Genomic DNA, 15,818 nt, shown 5'->3' with positions numbered 1-15,818 from the left:
CCGGCTTCGGCCAGTGGAGGGTGAGCGACGATCAAGTCACGGCCCTTTTTGAGGAGATGACTGACATGAAGAAGTTTTTGCTGGTTGCCGTTGGCATCGCGGCACTTGCCGGCTCTGCCTGTTCGAAGGCGCCGGAGTGCACGACCGAGATGCTGACCAAGAAGGCTCAGGACATGACTGCGGCACTTCAGGCTGCTATCACCAAGGATCCGGCCAAGGCAGCCGACCTCACAGCCAAGGTCCAGGCGGTCACAACCAAGTATCAGGGCGGCACGACAGCAGCCGAGGCCTGCAAGGCCTATGACGAGTTGATTGCAGCGATCAAGGGCTGAGCACCCATCTGCATGTCAAGGACGGCGGCGGCGTTTGGTTGCCGCCTTTTCACGCCGAAAGCTCAGTTCGGAGTTATGGAGCCGACCTCGACTGCATCGATCCGCTTCAACTTCATACCGATGACCGGGACCAGCTGCTGGTCGACCCGCACGGCAACGGTCACCGTCATCGAATTGTCGTCGGGGACAAGCGCCTGCATCACGCCGCGCAACTGATTACGATTAATGGTGAAAACCACCTTGTGCGCATCGACGACATTGCCGCCGATAATGTCGAGGCCGGAGCCGGCGGCCCCGCCCATGAAGCTGCCCTTGTAGCCCTGCCGGCCCATGTGTTCGATCGTTGCCGACATCTGCTGGGTGAACATACCGACCCGGCAGCCGCCGTCGAGCGACATGCCGACCTTGCCGTCAGGCGTCGAGCCAATGAAGCTGCAGGTGAATTTCGTGCCCTTGTATTTGCCGGCAACGATTTCTCCGGGGCCGACCCATTTGCCCTCGACCGATCGAAAGAACTGCTTGTCCGGTTCCGCCGCCGAAGCCTTTCCGGCAATGCCGATGGTTGCGACAAGGGCGAGCGCCACGTGCAGCACGTTGGACAAAATAACGCTTTTCATCGACGACACCCGGCAACAAAGAGACTGGTTTGGACGCTTCCGACCATGAACAAGATTGGTTAATGCTTTGTCACCCCAAGGCGGTAGTCACGTCTCGGAAGCGGATGTTTCTTTTTCTTTCTTTGCCGCAAAGGAGGTCAGCGCGGAAAGGAAATCGCCCAATCCTGGACGCCTGACGGCGTTAAAGGGCAGGGGCCTTGCCGTTTCCATCGCTGCAATGCCGATGCGCGCCGTCATCATGCCGTTGACGACGCCTTCGCCGAGCTTGGCCGAGAGCCGAGCCGCAAGGCCATGGCCGACGATCTGCTGGACGAAACTGTCGCCGACGGCGATCGACCCAGTGACCGCGAGATGGGCGAGAACGCTGCGCGCCAGGCGAAAAAAGCCTAGCGTGCCGGGGCGGCCGCCATAGAGCTCCGACAGACGGCGAATCAGCCGGCCGGCTTCGAACACGACATAAGCGACGTCGACCAGCGCGCGCGGACTGACCGCGGTCACCAGGGACACGCGCTTCGCCGCTTCGAGGATCATCATCTTGGCGCGGGCATCGAGCGGGCCGAGGATCTCGGTCTCGGCCAGCCGCACCAGATTGCCGCCATCGATGATCTCGCCGCGCAATTCGGCCAGCGAGCGCCTGCCGGCCGCGGTTTCGGGCTTGGCCGCGACAAATGCCGACAACTCGTCGACCACGGCGCGGGCGGCCTTCGGATCATCGCGGGCAATCGCATCGAGCGCCCGCTTCTGCAACTTTTCGACCTCGGCGAGGCGAGCAATCGCCACGAATTCGCGGATAAGGATGACTACAAGCGCCAGGATGGCGATCAATGCCATTCCGGCCGCCAGCCAGCCCAGCCACTCGGCGCGCTCGAACAGGTCGCGAATCAGCTGGTCGGTCCAGAGGCCAAGGGCGAGCGAAACCAGAACGCCCAGCGCGCCGAAGAACAGGCAGCCAAGCAGCGAACGTTTTCGCGGCGCAATCGCCGGCGGCGGTTCGGCAGCGACGACATCAGGCTCGTCGAAGACGTCGATCTCCGCCGGTGTGACCACGGCAAGATCCGCCTTCACGTTACGCGGCTTTCGCGCCGGCGCGGCCTCGGCCCCGGAATGGCGAGCCGTCGGATCTACCTTCGGCTGGGGCTCCGGCTCGATGCGAAAGGCCGCCGGTCTGCGGGGCGCGCTCATGCGAGATGATCTCCGATCAGGAACTGCACCGCGCGGTCGAGCCTGATATGCGGCAGCGACAGCGTCACGCCCTCGGCCGTGCGCTCGAGTTTCGGCGGGCGAAAGCGCACGAAGCGGATCGCCGGGTCGTCATCGTTCTGCTGGTGCTTCGATTCGAAACCATCGAACACCGCATCAACTTTCTCCGGCAAATCACCGGGAAATATGGCTGTTTCGGTCTTTCCGTCAAAGGTTTCGCCATTGATTTTTTCGCCACGCAATGGCGTGCCGATAATGACCGGCAAAGTCTCACGGCCCTGCTTGACCGTGCCTTCCCGAGTCGCGCGCATGGCCGCCATGGCGACGACGTCGACGTCGGCACCGGTGAAATTCGCCCGCGCCACGGCGCGGTCGGCAAGCCGCCGCACGATCGCCTGCAGCCGGTCGTGGCTTTCGTGGTGCAGATGGTCGGCCTTGGTCGCGGCCACCAATATGCGGTCGATGCGTCTTGAAAACAGGTCGGTCAGGAAGTTGCCCCGGCCGGGCCGGAAACAGGACAGGATTTCGGTGACCGCGCGTTCCAGATCGGCCATAGCACCGGGGCCGGCGTTCAATGCCTGTAAGGCGTCGATGAGCACGATCTGCCGGTCGAGGCGCGTGATGTGTTCGCGAAAGAACGGTTTGACGACATACGTCTTGTAAGCCTCGTAGCGCCGCTCCATCATCGCCTGCAGCGATCCGGAGCGGGCGCGCCCGAGGCCGAGTTTCGGCAGCGGCGCAAAGGTCAGCGCCGGCGATCCTTCAAGATCGCCGGGCATCAGGAAGCGGCCGGGCGGTAGGGTCGAAAGCGCCCGCTCGTCAAGCTTGCAGGCCTTGAGGTAGGCGGCGAAGCTCTCGGCGAGACGGCGCGCCGTCATCTCGTCGGCGTCGTCGTTGGGGTCGACGGAGGCAGAGAGCGCCTGCCATTCCCGCGAAAGATCGACACGCACCGGCAACACGGCCATCTCGAAGGCCTCACGCGAAAAATCGGCGTAGGACTTGCCGAGCAGCGGCAGGTCGAGCAGCCATTCGCCGGGATAATCGACGACGTCGACGGACAATTTGCCGGCGGAAAACATGCGGCTCCAACCGGAGGCCGATTCGTATTCGATGGTGAGCCTCAGTTCGGAAATCGCACGCGTCGAGTCCGGCCAGACACGGTCGTCGACAAGAGCCGCGATGTGATCCTCGTACTGGAAGCGTGGTACGGCGTCGTCCGGCTGCTCTTCGAGAAAGGCCCTGGCGATGCGCCCCGATTTTTGTGCCTCAAACAGCGGCAAGCGTCCGCCATGGACCAGATTGTGCACAAGGGCCGAGATGAACACCGTCTTGCCGGCGCGGGACAGCCCGGTCACGCCAAGACGCAGCGACGGAGCGAAAAGCCCGGCAGCGCGGCCTGACAACGTATCCAAGGCGATCTTCGCCTCGTCGGTGAAAGTCGTCAGCGATGATGCCAAAATCTGTTCTCGCGGGGCCGGTCAGCCACCGATATAGGCTTTGAGGCGCGGCTTTGAAATGGCCTCAGATATCGGCAGGCGTCAGGAAGGCTTCGAGATAGCCGGCGCCAGGCGCAGCCTCCGCAAGACTGCCGTTGAACCGGACCACCGCAAGTGCGGAGGTCGGGAAGCCGTGGTTCAGCATGGCCCGCGCGGTCTCGTTGCCGTCGCCTGAGAGCGCCATGGCGAGATCCTCAATCATCGGATTGTGGCCAATGACGAGCAGGGCGTCCAGCCCGCCATTCTGCCGGACGGCAGCGAGGTACGCGGCGGCATCGTCGTTGTAGAGCGCGTCAAAGAACAGCACCCGGCCCGTGTCCGTATGGCCAGCTAAGCTTTCCAGCGTCTGGCGGGCACGCCTGGCGCTTGAGCACAGGGTGAGGCCCGGTACGTATTTGCGAGAACGCATCAGCACGCCCATCGCTTCGGCATCGGCGAAGCCAGATGTATAGAGCGGGCGGTCGAAGTCGGCGACGCCGGGCAGCGCCCAGCCGGCCTTCGCATGCCTCAGCAGGTAAAGTCTGGTCACCGGATCCCCGTTGTGCCGGGCACCGAACCCGTCAATACGCCGCAGGATTTGCCATCAGAAGAGCTCCGTGCGCAATGGCAAGCGTCCTTCAAGCATAGCGAATCATGTATGAATTCGGTCGTATTCTTCGCAAAAAGGGCATCGCGGATGCCGTTTGTCCGGGACTAACAATTGCGTGAAACAGTCGTCGATTGACCTTGTGCAGTTTTCGGTCCGCGAATATATAGGCGCCAAATTTGGGGTTTGTTGGGTGAGTCGAATGAACGACATCGTTACCGCCGATTACGTACCCTCCGAAGACGAGCCGTTCATGAACGAGCGGCAGAAATCCTACTTTCGCCTGAAGCTCGTCACCTGGAAGAACGACATCTTGCGCGAAGCGCGCGAAACTCTCGAAATCCTGCAGCAGGAAAACGCCAACCATCCCGATCTCGCCGATCGGGCTTCCTCAGAAACCGACCGCGCCATCGAACTTCGCGCCCGCGATCGCCAGCGAAAACTCATCTCGAAGATCGATTCCGCCCTCCAGCGCCTTGACGAAGGCACCTACGGCTATTGCGAGGAAACAGGCGAGCCGATCGCGCTGAAGCGGCTCGACGCGCGCCCGATCGCGACCTTGTCGATCGAGGCACAGGAGCGCCATGAGCGGCGCGAGAAGGTGTACCGCGACGACTGAGTCGGCGGGAAAAACAGAGCGGCATCGGTAAAGCGTTCAAAATGGCCGGTTTTCCGGCCATTTTCATTGGCCGTTCGCTATCAGCCTATCTTTTCTGATTGGACAACTCGCCGAGGAGCTTCGTCATCTCGTCGTCGAGAGAGGGCGATGCCTTCGCCACCGGCTTGCTCGGCGTTTGGCTGAAGCGTGGCTCGTCGAGGGAAACCTCCAGCTCCTTCATCAGCGCATCGTCGATCGACTCGTGCTGTGCCGGCGGCTCGTATCTTGCCGGGGAGTCCTGTCTTGTCGGCGGCGGCGCATGCCGTGAAGCATTGGCGTTGACGGATCCATAATTTGGCAACGGTGTGACGTTCGATGGCGGTTTCGGCGCCGGTGCCGGCATTGTTGCCGGCATTGTCGCCGTCTGGCGGGCTCGGACAGGGGTTGCGGCTACGCTTGCCGCCTGCGGCGGCGCTTGCCTCACCGGCGCGGCTGTGGTCTGAGCCGATCTTGCTGCCGGCTGGTGGCTGTTATCTCCGGTCAATGCCGGGCGGCGCAGCGCCGAGAGCCTGATGTCGCGCTCGACGACGACGTCGGTCGGACCACCGATCAAGAGCAGGTGCTCGATATCGTCGCGGCGCACCAGCACCAGCCGCCGGTGACTGTCGACCGCTGTGGCATCCATGACCGCCAGCCGCGTCTTGCGGTTCCTGCCGCCGGCGACGAATGTTCCGAAGGTCAGGCTGCGGACCAGCCTGATGATAAGAAGAATGATGAGCAGAAGGACAAGTACTGCAAACGTCCACAGGATTGCCGCGGCATAACCAGGACCCGCCACGCCATCCAGCCATTGCAGCATTGGTTCCCCCAAAATCAGCTTTCGAAGAGACGCGACACTAGACTGTTGCGGCAGGCCACCGCAAGTTGCCTTTCACGCTTCGTGAACAGCTTGAAACACCGGGAGCGGAACGGCGTCTTTTTAGCGGACATTTGCCGCCGGGCCTTTTCCCGACCCTGAGAATATGATTCAACCGACACCGGAATTCACGAGCAGGGGGAACATGGCCAAGGAAGCGCGCGGCGATTTCTATCCGGTACCTATCGTCGACCAGAACACGCGACCGGGCGCGGTCACCCGGCTCATCGTCTTCATCGTCGTCCTGACGGGGGCAGCGATCGTCTTCGGCCTTTTCCGCGAGCGACTTGGCGACCCATTCCTGCTCGGCATGCTTGGCGTGTTGGCGATGATCGGCGTCGGCTTTCTGTTCGCCACTGCGATCGGCTTCGTGCACGTCACGCCGCGCTCGACAAGCGACGAACTGTCGAAAGCTTTCGTCGATTCGATGTCGCAAGGCCTCCTGGTCACCGATACCAAAGGCCGGATCATCTACGCCAACCGGACCTATGCCGACATGACTGGCGCCGAGTCGGCCGCCGACCTCAAGACGGTCGAAGGTTTGCTTTCAGACGTTCCCGAGGCCTCAGTGACCATATACCGGCTGGCGTCAGGCCTGCGCGACGGCCAGGCGGGCGACGGCGAGTTTCGGCTCGCGCAGTCCATTCGGCCAGGCGCCGAATCGGGCGCGCGCTGGTACCGCGTCCGGGCCCGCGCGTTCAGCGTTCCAGGCCAGCGGCTGCCCATGCTTGCTTGGCAGCTTGCTGATATCTCGCGGGAACGGGCCGAGCAGGAGCGGTTCTTTCTCGACCTGCAAAAGGCCATCGATCACCTCGACCACGCGCCGGCCGGTTTCTTTTCGGCCGACCAGGAAGGCCGCGTCACCTATATCAACGCGACCCTTGCGGAGTGGCTGGGCATCGACCTGGCCAGCTTCACCCCCGGCGCCATCACGCTGCCGGAGATCGTCGCCGGCGACGGCATGGCGCTGGTCCGTTCGGTCAAGGCCGACGCGGGTACCACGCGCAATGCCGTTATCGATCTCGATCTGACGACGATGACCGGGGAGGCGTTGCCGGTGCGCTTCATGCATCGTGTTTCGGCCAGCCGAGAGGGGCTCAACGGCCCGACTCGCACCATCGTGCTCAACCGGACGCAAGGCGAGGACGCTTCGGCCGACCTTCGCGCCTCGGAAATACGCTTCACGCGATTCTTCAACTCGACGCCGATGGCGATTGCCGGCGTCGACCATGCCGGTCGCATCCTGCGCACCAATGCGCCGTTCCTGTCGCTATTTTCCTCGGTCGTCGACCGCGACGCGGTCGATCGGCGTGTGCGGCTGGATACGGTGATCCACGAGCGCGACCGGCCGGCCTTCGCCGCGGCGTTCGAAAAGGCACGCCAGCAACAGGCTGATATCGAGCCGATCGATACGGTGCTGCCCGGCAATGAGGAACGACACATACGCTTCTACGTCAATGCGGTCGCAGACGGCACCGGCGGCGAGGGCGCCGAGGAATCGGCCATCGTCTATGCCGTCGAGACCACCGAGCNTTCAACAATGTGCTGACCGCCATCATCATGGCCTCAGACCTGCTTTTGACCAACCACCGGCCGTCCGATCCGTCGTTCCCGGACATCATGAACATCAAGCAGAATGCCAACCGGGCGGCCTCGCTGGTGCGGCAGTTGCTGGCCTTCTCGCGCAAGCAGACGCTGCGACCGGAGGTGCTCAACCTGACCGACGTGCTCGCCGACCTAAGGATGCTGCTTGCCCGTCTGGTCGGCAACGATATCAAGCTCAAGATCGACCATGGCCGCGACCTGTGGCCGGTCAGGGTCGATATCGGGCAGTTCGAGCAAGTGGTGGTCAATCTGGCGGTCAATGCGCGCGATGCGATGCCGGCCGGCGGCGACCTCACCGTTCGCACCCGCAACGTCAGCGCCGGGGAATGCAAGACCTTTTCCTATCGCGAACTTACTCCGGCCGACTATGTGCTGGTCGAGGTCGAGGACAGCGGCAGCGGTATCGCGCCTGATGTGCTGAAAAAGATCTTTGAGCCCTTCTTCACGACAAAGGAGGTTGGCAAGGGAACGGGCCTCGGCCTGTCCATGGTCTATGGCATCATCAAGCAGACAGGCGGCTTCATCTTCTGCGATTCCGAAGTCGGCAAGGGATCCCTGTTCCGCATCTTCCTGCCGCGGCACATTGCGGAGGCAAGGAAGGCGGGCGAGGCTGGAGAAGTGCCGGCCGCACCTGCCAAGATCGCCGACTCAGCCAAGGATCTGTCGGGCTCGGCCACGGTGCTGCTGGTCGAGGACGAGGACGCCGTACGCATGGGCGGCATGCGTGCACTAAAGTCGCGCGGCTACACCGTCCACGAGGCGTCGTCGGGCGTCGAGGCGCTTGAAGTCTACGAAGCGCTCGGCGGCAAGGTCGACATCGTGGTCTCAGACGTGGTGATGCCGGAAATGGACGGCCCGACGCTGCTTGGCGAATTGCGCAAGCGGCAGCCCGACATCAAGTTCATCTTCGTGTCCGGATATGCGGAAGACGCATTCGCCAAGAACTTGCCGGCCGACGCACATTTCGGCTTTTTGCCCAAGCCGTTTTCGCTCAAGCAATTGGCCACGATCGTCAAGGACATGCTGGAATCCTGACCCTTCCAATGCTCCGCTTGCGCAATGCCGTGAGACTGCCATGATTGCAGGCGAAACGGGCGACGGGTTTTGGAAAGCATGCCGTGACGCCACACAACGAGGCCAGCAAGGGCGACTACGCAAGCACGGTGCTGCTGCCGGGCGATCCGCAGCGCGCAGAATGGATGGCGCAGACTTTTCTGGAGGCGCCGCGCTGCGTCAACCGCCGCCGCGGCGCGCTTGGTTTTACCGGCCTGTTTCGCGGCAAGCCTATCAGCATCCAGTCCACCGGCATCGGCGTCCCGTCATTCCTGGTCTACGTGCACGAGCTGCTGGATTTCTATGGTGCGAAAACACTGATCCGCACCGGCACCTGCGGCGGGCTGACCGCCGAGCTGGCGCTGCGCAGTCTGGTGATCGCGCAATCGGTGCGCGGTGAAAGCTCAGAAAGCGTTCAGAGTTTCGGGCTCTATCGTGCCAACGCCAGCCCCGATCCGGCATTGTTGGCCCAGGCGTTGACCCGGGCCGCCGAACTCGGCATCGACCAGCGGGCTGGCCTGACCATCTGCAGCGATATTTTTTATCATCCGCAGGGGCGTGAGCGCTTTGCCGAAGCGCAGGCACAGGGCGCGCTCGCCGTGGACATGGAAACCAGCGCGCTCTACCGCATCGCGGCCGATTTTGGTGCCCGGGCACTGTCGATCCTGACCGTCGTCGACAATGTGGCAACCGGCGAGCAGACCGACTATGCCGAACGCCAGGGGCTTTTCACCAATATGACCCGGCTGGCGCTCGACGTGGCGGCGGAGAGCTAGCGGCTTTCTGCCTTCCGGTGCTAATTCTCACGAGGTTGCGCATATTTTTTTCAACGTTTGGTGCAGGTCGAGGCGGTAAAGGCACCGTCCGGCTGCTTCATGATAACGTCGAAGGAGGGGGTGGTTCCGCTTTCCAGAGTCGCTTGCGTAAGCGAGATCGAGTTGCCGCCGCTGGTGTAGCCGCCCAGCGGACCCAGCCAAGTGATCACCCCGTCTGCATCCATCTGGTAGTTATAACTCTGCCGCGCGGTGCCGAAGCTCGCCGGACCGCTATAGACGTTTCCCTTGATGGTGATGTCGCCGAGGCTGAGGAACATTCCAAGCAGATAGACTTCGCAATGATAGGGGCCGTCCGGCAGCTTGCCGTCGCTGAAGCCGGCGCGCGCTACAGTCGTCGTCGCCAGCAGAAGCATGGTGATGAAAATGCAAGACGTTCGGAAGGCCATGGCGTCGCTCGTTTAAGGGTTCGAACTTGCCCCATTTCGCTGCGGCGCTGCAATCCTCGCCAGTGCTCTTATGATGCTGCTCAAAATTCGGGCATTGGCCTGTACATGAGTAAAACTTAGGCTGATACGGGTGATCTTTTCTCAGTTCGAACCTGGCAGGCGAGGTTCATCTCCTGCGCCTAATACATTAACCGACTGACAGAGCTGGGAAATCTCAGATCTCCGATCTTGCTCCGGTAATTGGCACAGCCGTTGCATGGTCTGTTCCGATGCAGTTAACCAGCTTGGGAGTTTAAAAGTATGAGGGGCAGTTTCTCGACAATAACAAAAATGTTTTCGGCCGGCGTGGTCACCGCCGGCCTGCTGATGAGCATTCCCGCCAAGGCGGCCGACGACACCATCAAGGTCGGCATCCTCCATTCGCTGTCGGGAACCATGGCGATCTCGGAGACGACGCTAAAGGACGCCATGCTGATGCTCATCGAAGAGCAGAATGCCAAGGGTGGCCTGCTCGGCAAGAAGCTCGAGGCGGTGGTCGTCGATCCGGCTTCCAACTGGCCGCTGTTCGCAGAAAAAGCGCGCGAGCTGATCTCGAAGGACAAGGTCGCGGCGGTGTTCGGCTGCTGGACCTCGGTGTCGCGCAAATCGGTGCTGCCGGTGTTCAGCGAGCTCGACAACATCCTGTTCTACCCGGTCCAATATGAGGGCGAGGAGAGCGAGCGCAACGTGTTCTACACCGGTGCGGCGCCGAACCAGCAAGCCATTCCCGCGGTCGACTATCTGATGAGCGAGGATGGCGGTTCGGTGAAGCGCTGGGTGCTCGAAGGCACCGACTATGTCTATCCGCGCACCACCAACAAAATTCTCGAAGCCTATCTGAAGGCGAAGGGCATTGCTGCCGAAGACATCATGGTCAACTATACGCCGTTCGGCTTCTCCGACTGGCAGACCGAAGTCTCGGCAATCAAGAAGTTCGGCTCGGCTGGCAAGAAGACCGCTGTCGTCTCGACCGTCAACGGCGACGCCAACGTGCCGTTCTACAAGGAACTCGGCAATCAGGGCATCAAGGCCGAGGATATTCCGGTCATGGCCTTCTCGGTTGGTGAGGAAGAGCTTGCCGGTCTCGACACCGCGCCGCTCGTCGGCCATCTCGCCGCCTGGAATTATTTCGAGAGCGTCGACACGCCCGAGAACGCGAAGTTCATCGCCGATTGGCACAAATTCATCAAGAACGACAAGCGCACCACCAACGACCCAATGGAAGCCCACTATATCGGCTTCAACATGTGGGTGAAGGCGGTAGAGAAGGCCGGTACCACCGATCCGGACAAAGTCATCGACGCCATGGTCGGTGTCTCGGTGCCGAACCTGACCGGCGGTTATTCGACCATGATGCCGAACCATCATATCACCAAGCCGGTGCTGATCGGCGAAATCCAGGCCGACGGCCAGTTCGAAACCGTCTCGCAGACGCCGGGCCTGGTGATGGGCGACGAGTGGTCCGACTACCTGCCTGATTCCAAGGACCTGATCTCCGATTGGCGCGCGCCTCTATCCTGCGGCAACTTCAACGTTGCCACCGGCAAATGCGGCGGCAAGGGAACCAACTAATCCTCCCGGTCTGTCCTCCCAGACCGCAAAGCCTCCGGGCGGGCTCCTTCTCCAGCCTGCCCGGAGGCGACATTCAACCTCCAAGAGCCACCAGAAACCGATGATCCTGATCCGCGCGATTGGCCTGATGCTGCTGCTCCTCCTGGGGGCGCTGCTGCCGTCGAACGCCAGCGAAGCAGATCTGCGCGCCGTCATCGCCAAATTCGCCACTGCCGCCAATTTTCCGGCGATCGAAGCCGTCGTGCGCGAGCTTGCGGCTTCCGGCGATCCGGCCGTCGAACGGCCGCTTGCCGCGCTTGCGGAGGGCAGCCTTTACGTCCGCAAGGCCGATTCACTGGTCTTTGTCGGCAAGGAGAGCGGCGACGGTATTGAGCTGCTCGATGCGCTCACCGGCGAAAAATCGGGCGAAGCTGCCAAGGCCGACATCACCAAGATCAAAGTCAACAACACGCTGCGCCGCGTCATCCGCGACGCGCTGGGCACACTGACGCTTGGCTCCAAGGACCCGGCCGTGCGCATTGCCGCCGCCGACACCATGTTCAAGACGCCGGACGCGGCAAACATCGAGCCGCTCGACACCGCCATCGCCAATGAGAGCGTGGCAAGCGTCAAGGCGCTGCTCGAACATGCCCGCGCCGCGTCGGTTCTCGTTTCCGACAGGCCGGAGGCCGACAAACTGGCGGCTATCGCTCTCATCGGCGCGCGCGGCGACCGCGATGCGGTGTCGCTGCTCACGTCTGTAGAGGCCAATTCCGAAGGTGCGGTGAAGGACGCGGCGACGGCTGCGATCGCCAATATCAATTCGACGCTGGCGCTGTGGGATGCCGGCCAGAATATCTGGTACGGCATATCGCTCGGATCGGTGCTGCTGCTGGCGGCGATTGGCCTGGCCATCACCTTCGGCGTCATGGGCGTCATCAACATGGCGCATGGCGAGATGGTCATGCTCGGTGCCTACACGACCTTCGTCGTGCAGGAGGTGATCCGGAATTCCTTTCCCAGTCTGTTCGACTGGTCGCTGGTCATCGCCTTGCCGCTGGCCTTCCTAGTGGCGGCGCTCGTCGGCCTTGTCATCGAGCGCGGGCTGATCCGCTTCCTCTACGGCCGGCCGCTGGAGACGCTGCTGGCGACATGGGGTGTGTCGCTGATCCTGCAGCAGGCCGTACGCACCATCTTCGGGCCGACCAACCAGGAGGTAGGCAACCCGTCATGGATGTCCGGCTCGTTCAATATCGGCCAGCTTGCCGTGACATGGAACCGGCTCTGGATCCTGGTATTCGCGCTTGGCGTGTTCGCGGTGCTGCTCTACGTGATGAAGCGCACGCCTTGGGGGCTGCAGATGCGTGCCGTCACCGCCAACCGCCGCATGGCCGCTTCGATGGGCATCAGGACGCCGTGGGTCGACGCCCTGACGTTTGCACTCGGCTCCGGCATTGCCGGCATAGCCGGTGTCGCGCTCAGCCAGATCGACAACGTCTCGCCCAATCTCGGTCGCGGCTACATCATCGACAGCTTCATGGTCGTCGTCTTCGGCGGTGTCGGCAATCTCTGGGGCACGCTGGTCGGCGCCTTCTCGCTCGGCATCGTCAACAAGTTCCTCGAACCTTATGCCGGAGCGGTGCTCGGCAAGATCGTCGTCCTGGTGCTGATCATCCTGTTCATCCAGAAACGCCCGCGCGGCTTGTTTGCGCTCAAGGGCAGGTCGGTGGAAGCATGATCACGGGACGTTTCTTTGCCGCCGGCGCCGATCGTCGCGTCGCCATCACCATCTTCGTCCTGCTGGCGGCCGCCATCGTCGTGCCGCTGCTCAACCTTGCGGTCTCGTCGACAAGTTCCTTCTACGTGCCGTCTTATATCGTGGCGCTCACCGGCAAATATCTCTGCTACGCACTGCTCGCCTTGGCGCTCGATCTCGTCTGGGGCTATTGCGGCATCCTCTCGCTCGGCCACGGCGCCTTCTTCGCGCTCGGCGGCTATGCGATGGGCATGTACCTGATGCGCCAGATCGGCTCGCGAGGCGTCTACGGCAATCCGCTGCTCCCCGACTTCATGGTGTTCCTGAACTACAAGGAATTGCCGTGGTTCTGGTATGGCTTCGACCATTTCTGGTTCGCGGCGGTCATGGTGCTTGCGGTGCCCGGCCTGCTCGCCTTCGTCTTCGGCTGGTTTGCCTTCCGCAGCCGCGTCACCGGCGTCTATCTGTCGATCATCACCCAGGCGATGACCTATGCGCTGCTGCTTGCCTTTTTCCGCAACGACATGGGTTTCGGCGGCAATAACGGCCTGACCGATTTCAAGGACATTCTAGGCTTCAACGTGCAGGCCGACATGACACGCTCGGCGCTTTTCGCGGCCAGCGCCGTCATGCTCGCGTTTGCCGTCTTCGTCACCTGGGCAATCGTCGGTTCCAAATACGGCAAGCTTTTGATGGCGGTGCGCGACGCCGAAAGCCGCACGCGCTTTCTCGGCTGGCGGGCAGAGAACGTCAAACTGTTCGCCTTCACCGTGTCGGCGGTGATGGCCGGCATCGCCGGTGCGCTTTACGTGCCGCAGGTCGGCATCATCAACCCTGGCGAGTTCGAGCCGTCCAATTCGATCGAGGTGGTGGTGTGGGCGGCCGTCGGCGGGCGCGGCACCATCGTCGGACCGATCATTGGCGCGCTTCTGGTCAATGCCGGTAAATCCTGGTTCACCGGCGTGCTGCCGGAGTTCTGGCTGTTTGCGCTGGGCGGCCTGTTTGTCGCTGTCACGCTGTTCCTGCCCAAGGGCATCATCGGCATGTGGGATTCCTGGCGCGGCAATGCCAAGGCGCTGCGGGCAGCCTCGATTGCCGAGGAAGCCGGCACCGATCCTGACACGCCGGTGCCGCCGAAAACCGATCGCTCGGCGGCGAGAAGGCCGGGCGACTGGTCGGCCTCCGGTGCCGAACCGCAGCCGGCGGAGTGATGGCCTGATGTCGAAGAGCAACACCATCCTCTATCTCGACGGCGTGTCGGTTTCCTTCGATGGTTTTCGCGCCATCAACAACCTGTCGCTAGTGCTCGACAAGGGCGAGATGCGGGCGATCATCGGCCCCAACGGCGCCGGCAAGACGACGATGATGGACATCGTCACCGGCAAGACGCGGCCCGACGCGGGCGAGGTCTTCTTCGACGGCGAGGTCGACCTGACTAAACACGACGAGGCCGAAATCGCCATGATGGGCATCGGCCGTAAATTCCAGAAGCCGACCGTCTTCGAAAGCCACACGATCGAGGACAATCTGATGCTGGCGCTGAAAGGCCCGCGCTCGATCTTCCCGGCACTGTTCCATCGTCGCTCGGCCGCGGAAGCGCGGCAGATCGACGACATTCTCGGCATCATCCGGCTTGGCGACAAGCGCGACGAACTCGCCGCCAATTTGAGCCATGGCCAAAAACAATGGCTCGAGATCGGCATGCTTTTGGCGCAGGATCCGAAGCTGCTGCTGGTCGACGAACCGGTTGCCGGCATGACAGACGCCGAGACTGAGGAAACCGCGCGGCTGCTTAGAGACATCGCGCGCGACCATTCGGTCATCGTCGTCGAGCACGACATGCATTTCGTGCGCGAGCTCGGCGTCAAGGTTACCTGCCTGCACGAAGGCTCGGTACTTTCCGAGGGCTCGCTCGACTTCGTTTCGGCCGACGAGCGCGTCGTCGAAGTCTACCTGGGGAGATGAGCATGGTCTGGCGCGTTCCGTTCCATCATTTCGACCTTTCGTTTTTCAGGCGTTGGAGAAAGCGCTGACCATGCTCGAAGTCTCCAATGCCACGCTGCATTACGGCGCCGCCCGGGCGCTGCGCGGCGTCTCGCTAAAGGCCGGCGCCGGCAAGATCACCTGTGTGCTCGGCCGCAACGGCGTCGGCAAAACCAGTTTGATGAGATCGATCGTCGGCCATCACCGGCTGACGAGCGGAAGTGTTGCCTTCGAGGGGAAGGCGCTCGACCGGAGCGCGGCGTATGATCGCGCCCGGTCGGGCATCGCATTCGTGCCGCAGGGCAGGGAGATCTTTCCACTGCTTACGGTGCGGGAAAACCTCGAATCGGGATTCGCGCCGCTGACGCGCGCCGACCGCAACATTCCCGGTCACGTCTTCGAGCTGTTTCCGGTGCTGAAGCAGATGCTCGCGCGCCGCGGCGGCGATCTGTCCGGCGGCCAGCAGCAGCAGCTTGCCATCGGCAGGGCACTGGTGATGCGGCCGAAACTGCTGGTGCTCGACGAGCCGACCGAAGGCATCCAGCCGTCGATCATCAAGGATATCGGCCGCGCCATCCGCTATCTGCGCGACCAAGCCGGCATTGCCGTGCTTTTGGTCGAACAATATCTCGATTTCTGCCGGGAATTGGCCGACGAGGTCAATATCATGGACCGCGGCCAGATCGTCCATACCGGCCCCGCCGAGGATCTCGACCGGGCGGACGTGCGGAAATTCCTGACCGTCTGAATTCTTATTGATTCTATTACTTTGCAACTCTGGCGCGCCGAAGATTGCGTGCTAGATTTTGCTTGGCCTTGGTGAGTCGGCCGCTTTCCGTACCAGTTCCAAATTGGTAGATCAGG

14 protein-coding genes and 1 pseudogene are annotated in these 15,818 nt (G+C 62.2%); 9 read left to right on the top strand and 6 right to left on the bottom strand.

From position 1 onward, the window contains the following. Positions 1 to 65: 65 nt before the first annotated feature. Positions 66 to 332 (top strand): hypothetical protein, encoded by a 267-nt coding sequence (locus X760_RS47750; RefSeq protein ID WP_023717821.1) that lies wholly within the window; start codon positions 66 to 68, stop codon positions 330 to 332. Positions 333 to 394: 62 nt separating this feature from the next. Here the strand turns inward: X760_RS47750 and X760_RS47745 are convergent, their stop codons facing one another. The 4 genes from X760_RS47745 to X760_RS47730 all read right to left on the bottom strand — a co-directional run bounded on the left by X760_RS47745 (position 395) and on the right by X760_RS47730 (position 4,174). Further along, positions 395 to 949 carry a hypothetical protein gene (locus X760_RS47745; RefSeq protein WP_023717820.1) on the bottom strand — a complete coding sequence of 185 codons (555 nt, stop codon included), beginning with the start codon at positions 947 to 949 and terminating at the stop codon, positions 395 to 397. A gap of 87 nt (positions 950 to 1,036) precedes the next feature. Next, positions 1,037 to 2,131: a YcjF family protein gene (locus X760_RS47740; RefSeq protein WP_023717819.1), complete on the bottom strand. Its 1,095-nt coding sequence runs from the start codon at positions 2,129 to 2,131 to the stop codon at positions 1,037 to 1,039. After that, positions 2,128 to 3,606 carry a YcjX family protein gene (locus tag X760_RS47735; protein ID WP_023717818.1) on the bottom strand — a complete coding sequence of 493 codons (1,479 nt, stop codon included), beginning with the start codon at positions 3,604 to 3,606 and terminating at the stop codon, positions 2,128 to 2,130. Before X760_RS47735 ends, X760_RS47740 begins: the two co-directional genes overlap by 4 nt. A 64-nt stretch (positions 3,607 to 3,670) precedes the next feature. Further along, entirely contained in the window at positions 3,671 to 4,174 is a 504-nt protein-coding gene (locus X760_RS47730; protein ID WP_023717817.1) for a histidine phosphatase family protein, read from the bottom strand. Between the two features lie 259 nt (positions 4,175 to 4,433). Here X760_RS47730 and dksA point away from each other — a divergent pair, with 259 nt between their 5' ends. Further along, positions 4,434 to 4,850 (top strand): RNA polymerase-binding protein DksA, encoded by a 417-nt coding sequence (dksA, locus tag X760_RS47725; protein WP_023717816.1) that lies wholly within the window; start codon positions 4,434 to 4,436, stop codon positions 4,848 to 4,850. 85 nt (positions 4,851 to 4,935) lie between these two features. Here dksA and X760_RS47720 read toward each other — a convergent pair whose 3' ends face one another. Continuing rightward, on the bottom strand, positions 4,936 to 5,688 hold the full coding sequence (locus tag X760_RS47720) for a flagellar biosynthetic protein FliO (RefSeq protein WP_031193614.1): 753 nt from the start codon (positions 5,686 to 5,688) through the stop codon (positions 4,936 to 4,938). Between the two features lie 202 nt (positions 5,689 to 5,890). On the opposite strand from X760_RS47720, the pseudogene X760_RS47715 reads away from it, so the two are divergent. Continuing rightward, positions 5,891 to 8,385 (top strand): annotated as a pseudogene (locus X760_RS47715) (response regulator). Positions 8,386 to 8,468: 83 nt separating this feature from the next. Further along, the gene (locus X760_RS47710) at positions 8,469 to 9,179 is read left to right on the top strand and encodes a DeoD-type purine-nucleoside phosphorylase (RefSeq protein ID WP_023717814.1); all 711 of its coding nucleotides are present in this window, start codon (positions 8,469 to 8,471) and stop codon (positions 9,177 to 9,179) included. 50 nt (positions 9,180 to 9,229) lie between these two features. On the opposite strand, the gene X760_RS47705 is transcribed toward X760_RS47710, so the two are convergent. Next, positions 9,230 to 9,625, bottom strand: a complete 396-nt coding sequence (locus tag X760_RS47705; protein WP_023717813.1) for a hypothetical protein — start codon at positions 9,623 to 9,625, stop codon at positions 9,230 to 9,232. 300 nt (positions 9,626 to 9,925) lie between these two features. On the opposite strand from X760_RS47705, the gene urtA reads away from it, so the two are divergent. The 5 genes from urtA to urtE all read left to right on the top strand — a co-directional run bounded on the left by urtA (position 9,926) and on the right by urtE (position 15,702). After that, complete coding sequence (gene urtA, locus X760_RS47700) at positions 9,926 to 11,236, top strand: urea ABC transporter substrate-binding protein (RefSeq protein WP_023717812.1); 1,311 nt, start codon at positions 9,926 to 9,928, stop codon at positions 11,234 to 11,236. 100 nt (positions 11,237 to 11,336) lie between these two features. Then, the gene (gene urtB, locus X760_RS47695) at positions 11,337 to 12,953 is read left to right on the top strand and encodes an urea ABC transporter permease subunit UrtB (protein WP_023717811.1); all 1,617 of its coding nucleotides are present in this window, start codon (positions 11,337 to 11,339) and stop codon (positions 12,951 to 12,953) included. Then, positions 12,950 to 14,182, top strand: coding sequence for an urea ABC transporter permease subunit UrtC (gene urtC, locus X760_RS47690; protein WP_023717810.1), 1,233 nt, complete (start codon positions 12,950 to 12,952; stop codon positions 14,180 to 14,182). The genes urtB and urtC overlap by 4 nt, the downstream gene beginning before the upstream one ends. A gap of 7 nt (positions 14,183 to 14,189) precedes the next feature. Then, the gene (urtD, locus tag X760_RS47685; RefSeq protein WP_023717809.1) at positions 14,190 to 14,936 is read left to right on the top strand and encodes an urea ABC transporter ATP-binding protein UrtD; all 747 of its coding nucleotides are present in this window, start codon (positions 14,190 to 14,192) and stop codon (positions 14,934 to 14,936) included. Positions 14,937 to 15,006: 70 nt separating this feature from the next. Beyond that, the gene (gene urtE / locus X760_RS47680) at positions 15,007 to 15,702 is read left to right on the top strand and encodes an urea ABC transporter ATP-binding subunit UrtE (RefSeq protein ID WP_023717808.1); all 696 of its coding nucleotides are present in this window, start codon (positions 15,007 to 15,009) and stop codon (positions 15,700 to 15,702) included. The last annotated feature ends 116 nt before the right edge of the window (positions 15,703 to 15,818 follow it).

The organism is Mesorhizobium sp. LSHC420B00, from assembly GCF_000503055.1.
Classification (GTDB): Bacteria; Pseudomonadota; Alphaproteobacteria; order Rhizobiales; family Rhizobiaceae; genus Mesorhizobium.
This window is presented reverse-complemented; position numbering and strand designations above follow the sequence as displayed.

Coding starts and splice junctions, on each gene's coding strand:
- X760_RS47750 (WP_023717821.1), top strand. CDS start 66: ATGAAGAAGTTTTTGCTGGTTGCCGTTGGCATCGCGGCACTTGCCGGC.
- X760_RS47745 (WP_023717820.1), bottom strand. CDS start 949: ATGAAAAGCGTTATTTTGTCCAACGTGCTGCACGTGGCGCTCGCCCTT.
- X760_RS47740 (WP_023717819.1), bottom strand. CDS start 2,131: ATGAGCGCGCCCCGCAGACCGGCGGCCTTTCGCATCGAGCCGGAGCCC.
- dksA (WP_023717816.1), top strand. CDS start 4,434: ATGAACGACATCGTTACCGCCGATTACGTACCCTCCGAAGACGAGCCG.
- X760_RS47720 (WP_031193614.1), bottom strand. CDS start 5,688: ATGCTGCAATGGCTGGATGGCGTGGCGGGTCCTGGTTATGCCGCGGCA.
- X760_RS47705 (WP_023717813.1), bottom strand. CDS start 9,625: ATGGCCTTCCGAACGTCTTGCATTTTCATCACCATGCTTCTGCTGGCG.
- urtA (WP_023717812.1), top strand. CDS start 9,926: ATGAGGGGCAGTTTCTCGACAATAACAAAAATGTTTTCGGCCGGCGTG.
- urtB (WP_023717811.1), top strand. CDS start 11,337: ATGATCCTGATCCGCGCGATTGGCCTGATGCTGCTGCTCCTCCTGGGG.
- urtC (WP_023717810.1), top strand. CDS start 12,950: ATGATCACGGGACGTTTCTTTGCCGCCGGCGCCGATCGTCGCGTCGCC.
- urtD (WP_023717809.1), top strand. CDS start 14,190: ATGTCGAAGAGCAACACCATCCTCTATCTCGACGGCGTGTCGGTTTCC.
- urtE (WP_023717808.1), top strand. CDS start 15,007: ATGCTCGAAGTCTCCAATGCCACGCTGCATTACGGCGCCGCCCGGGCG.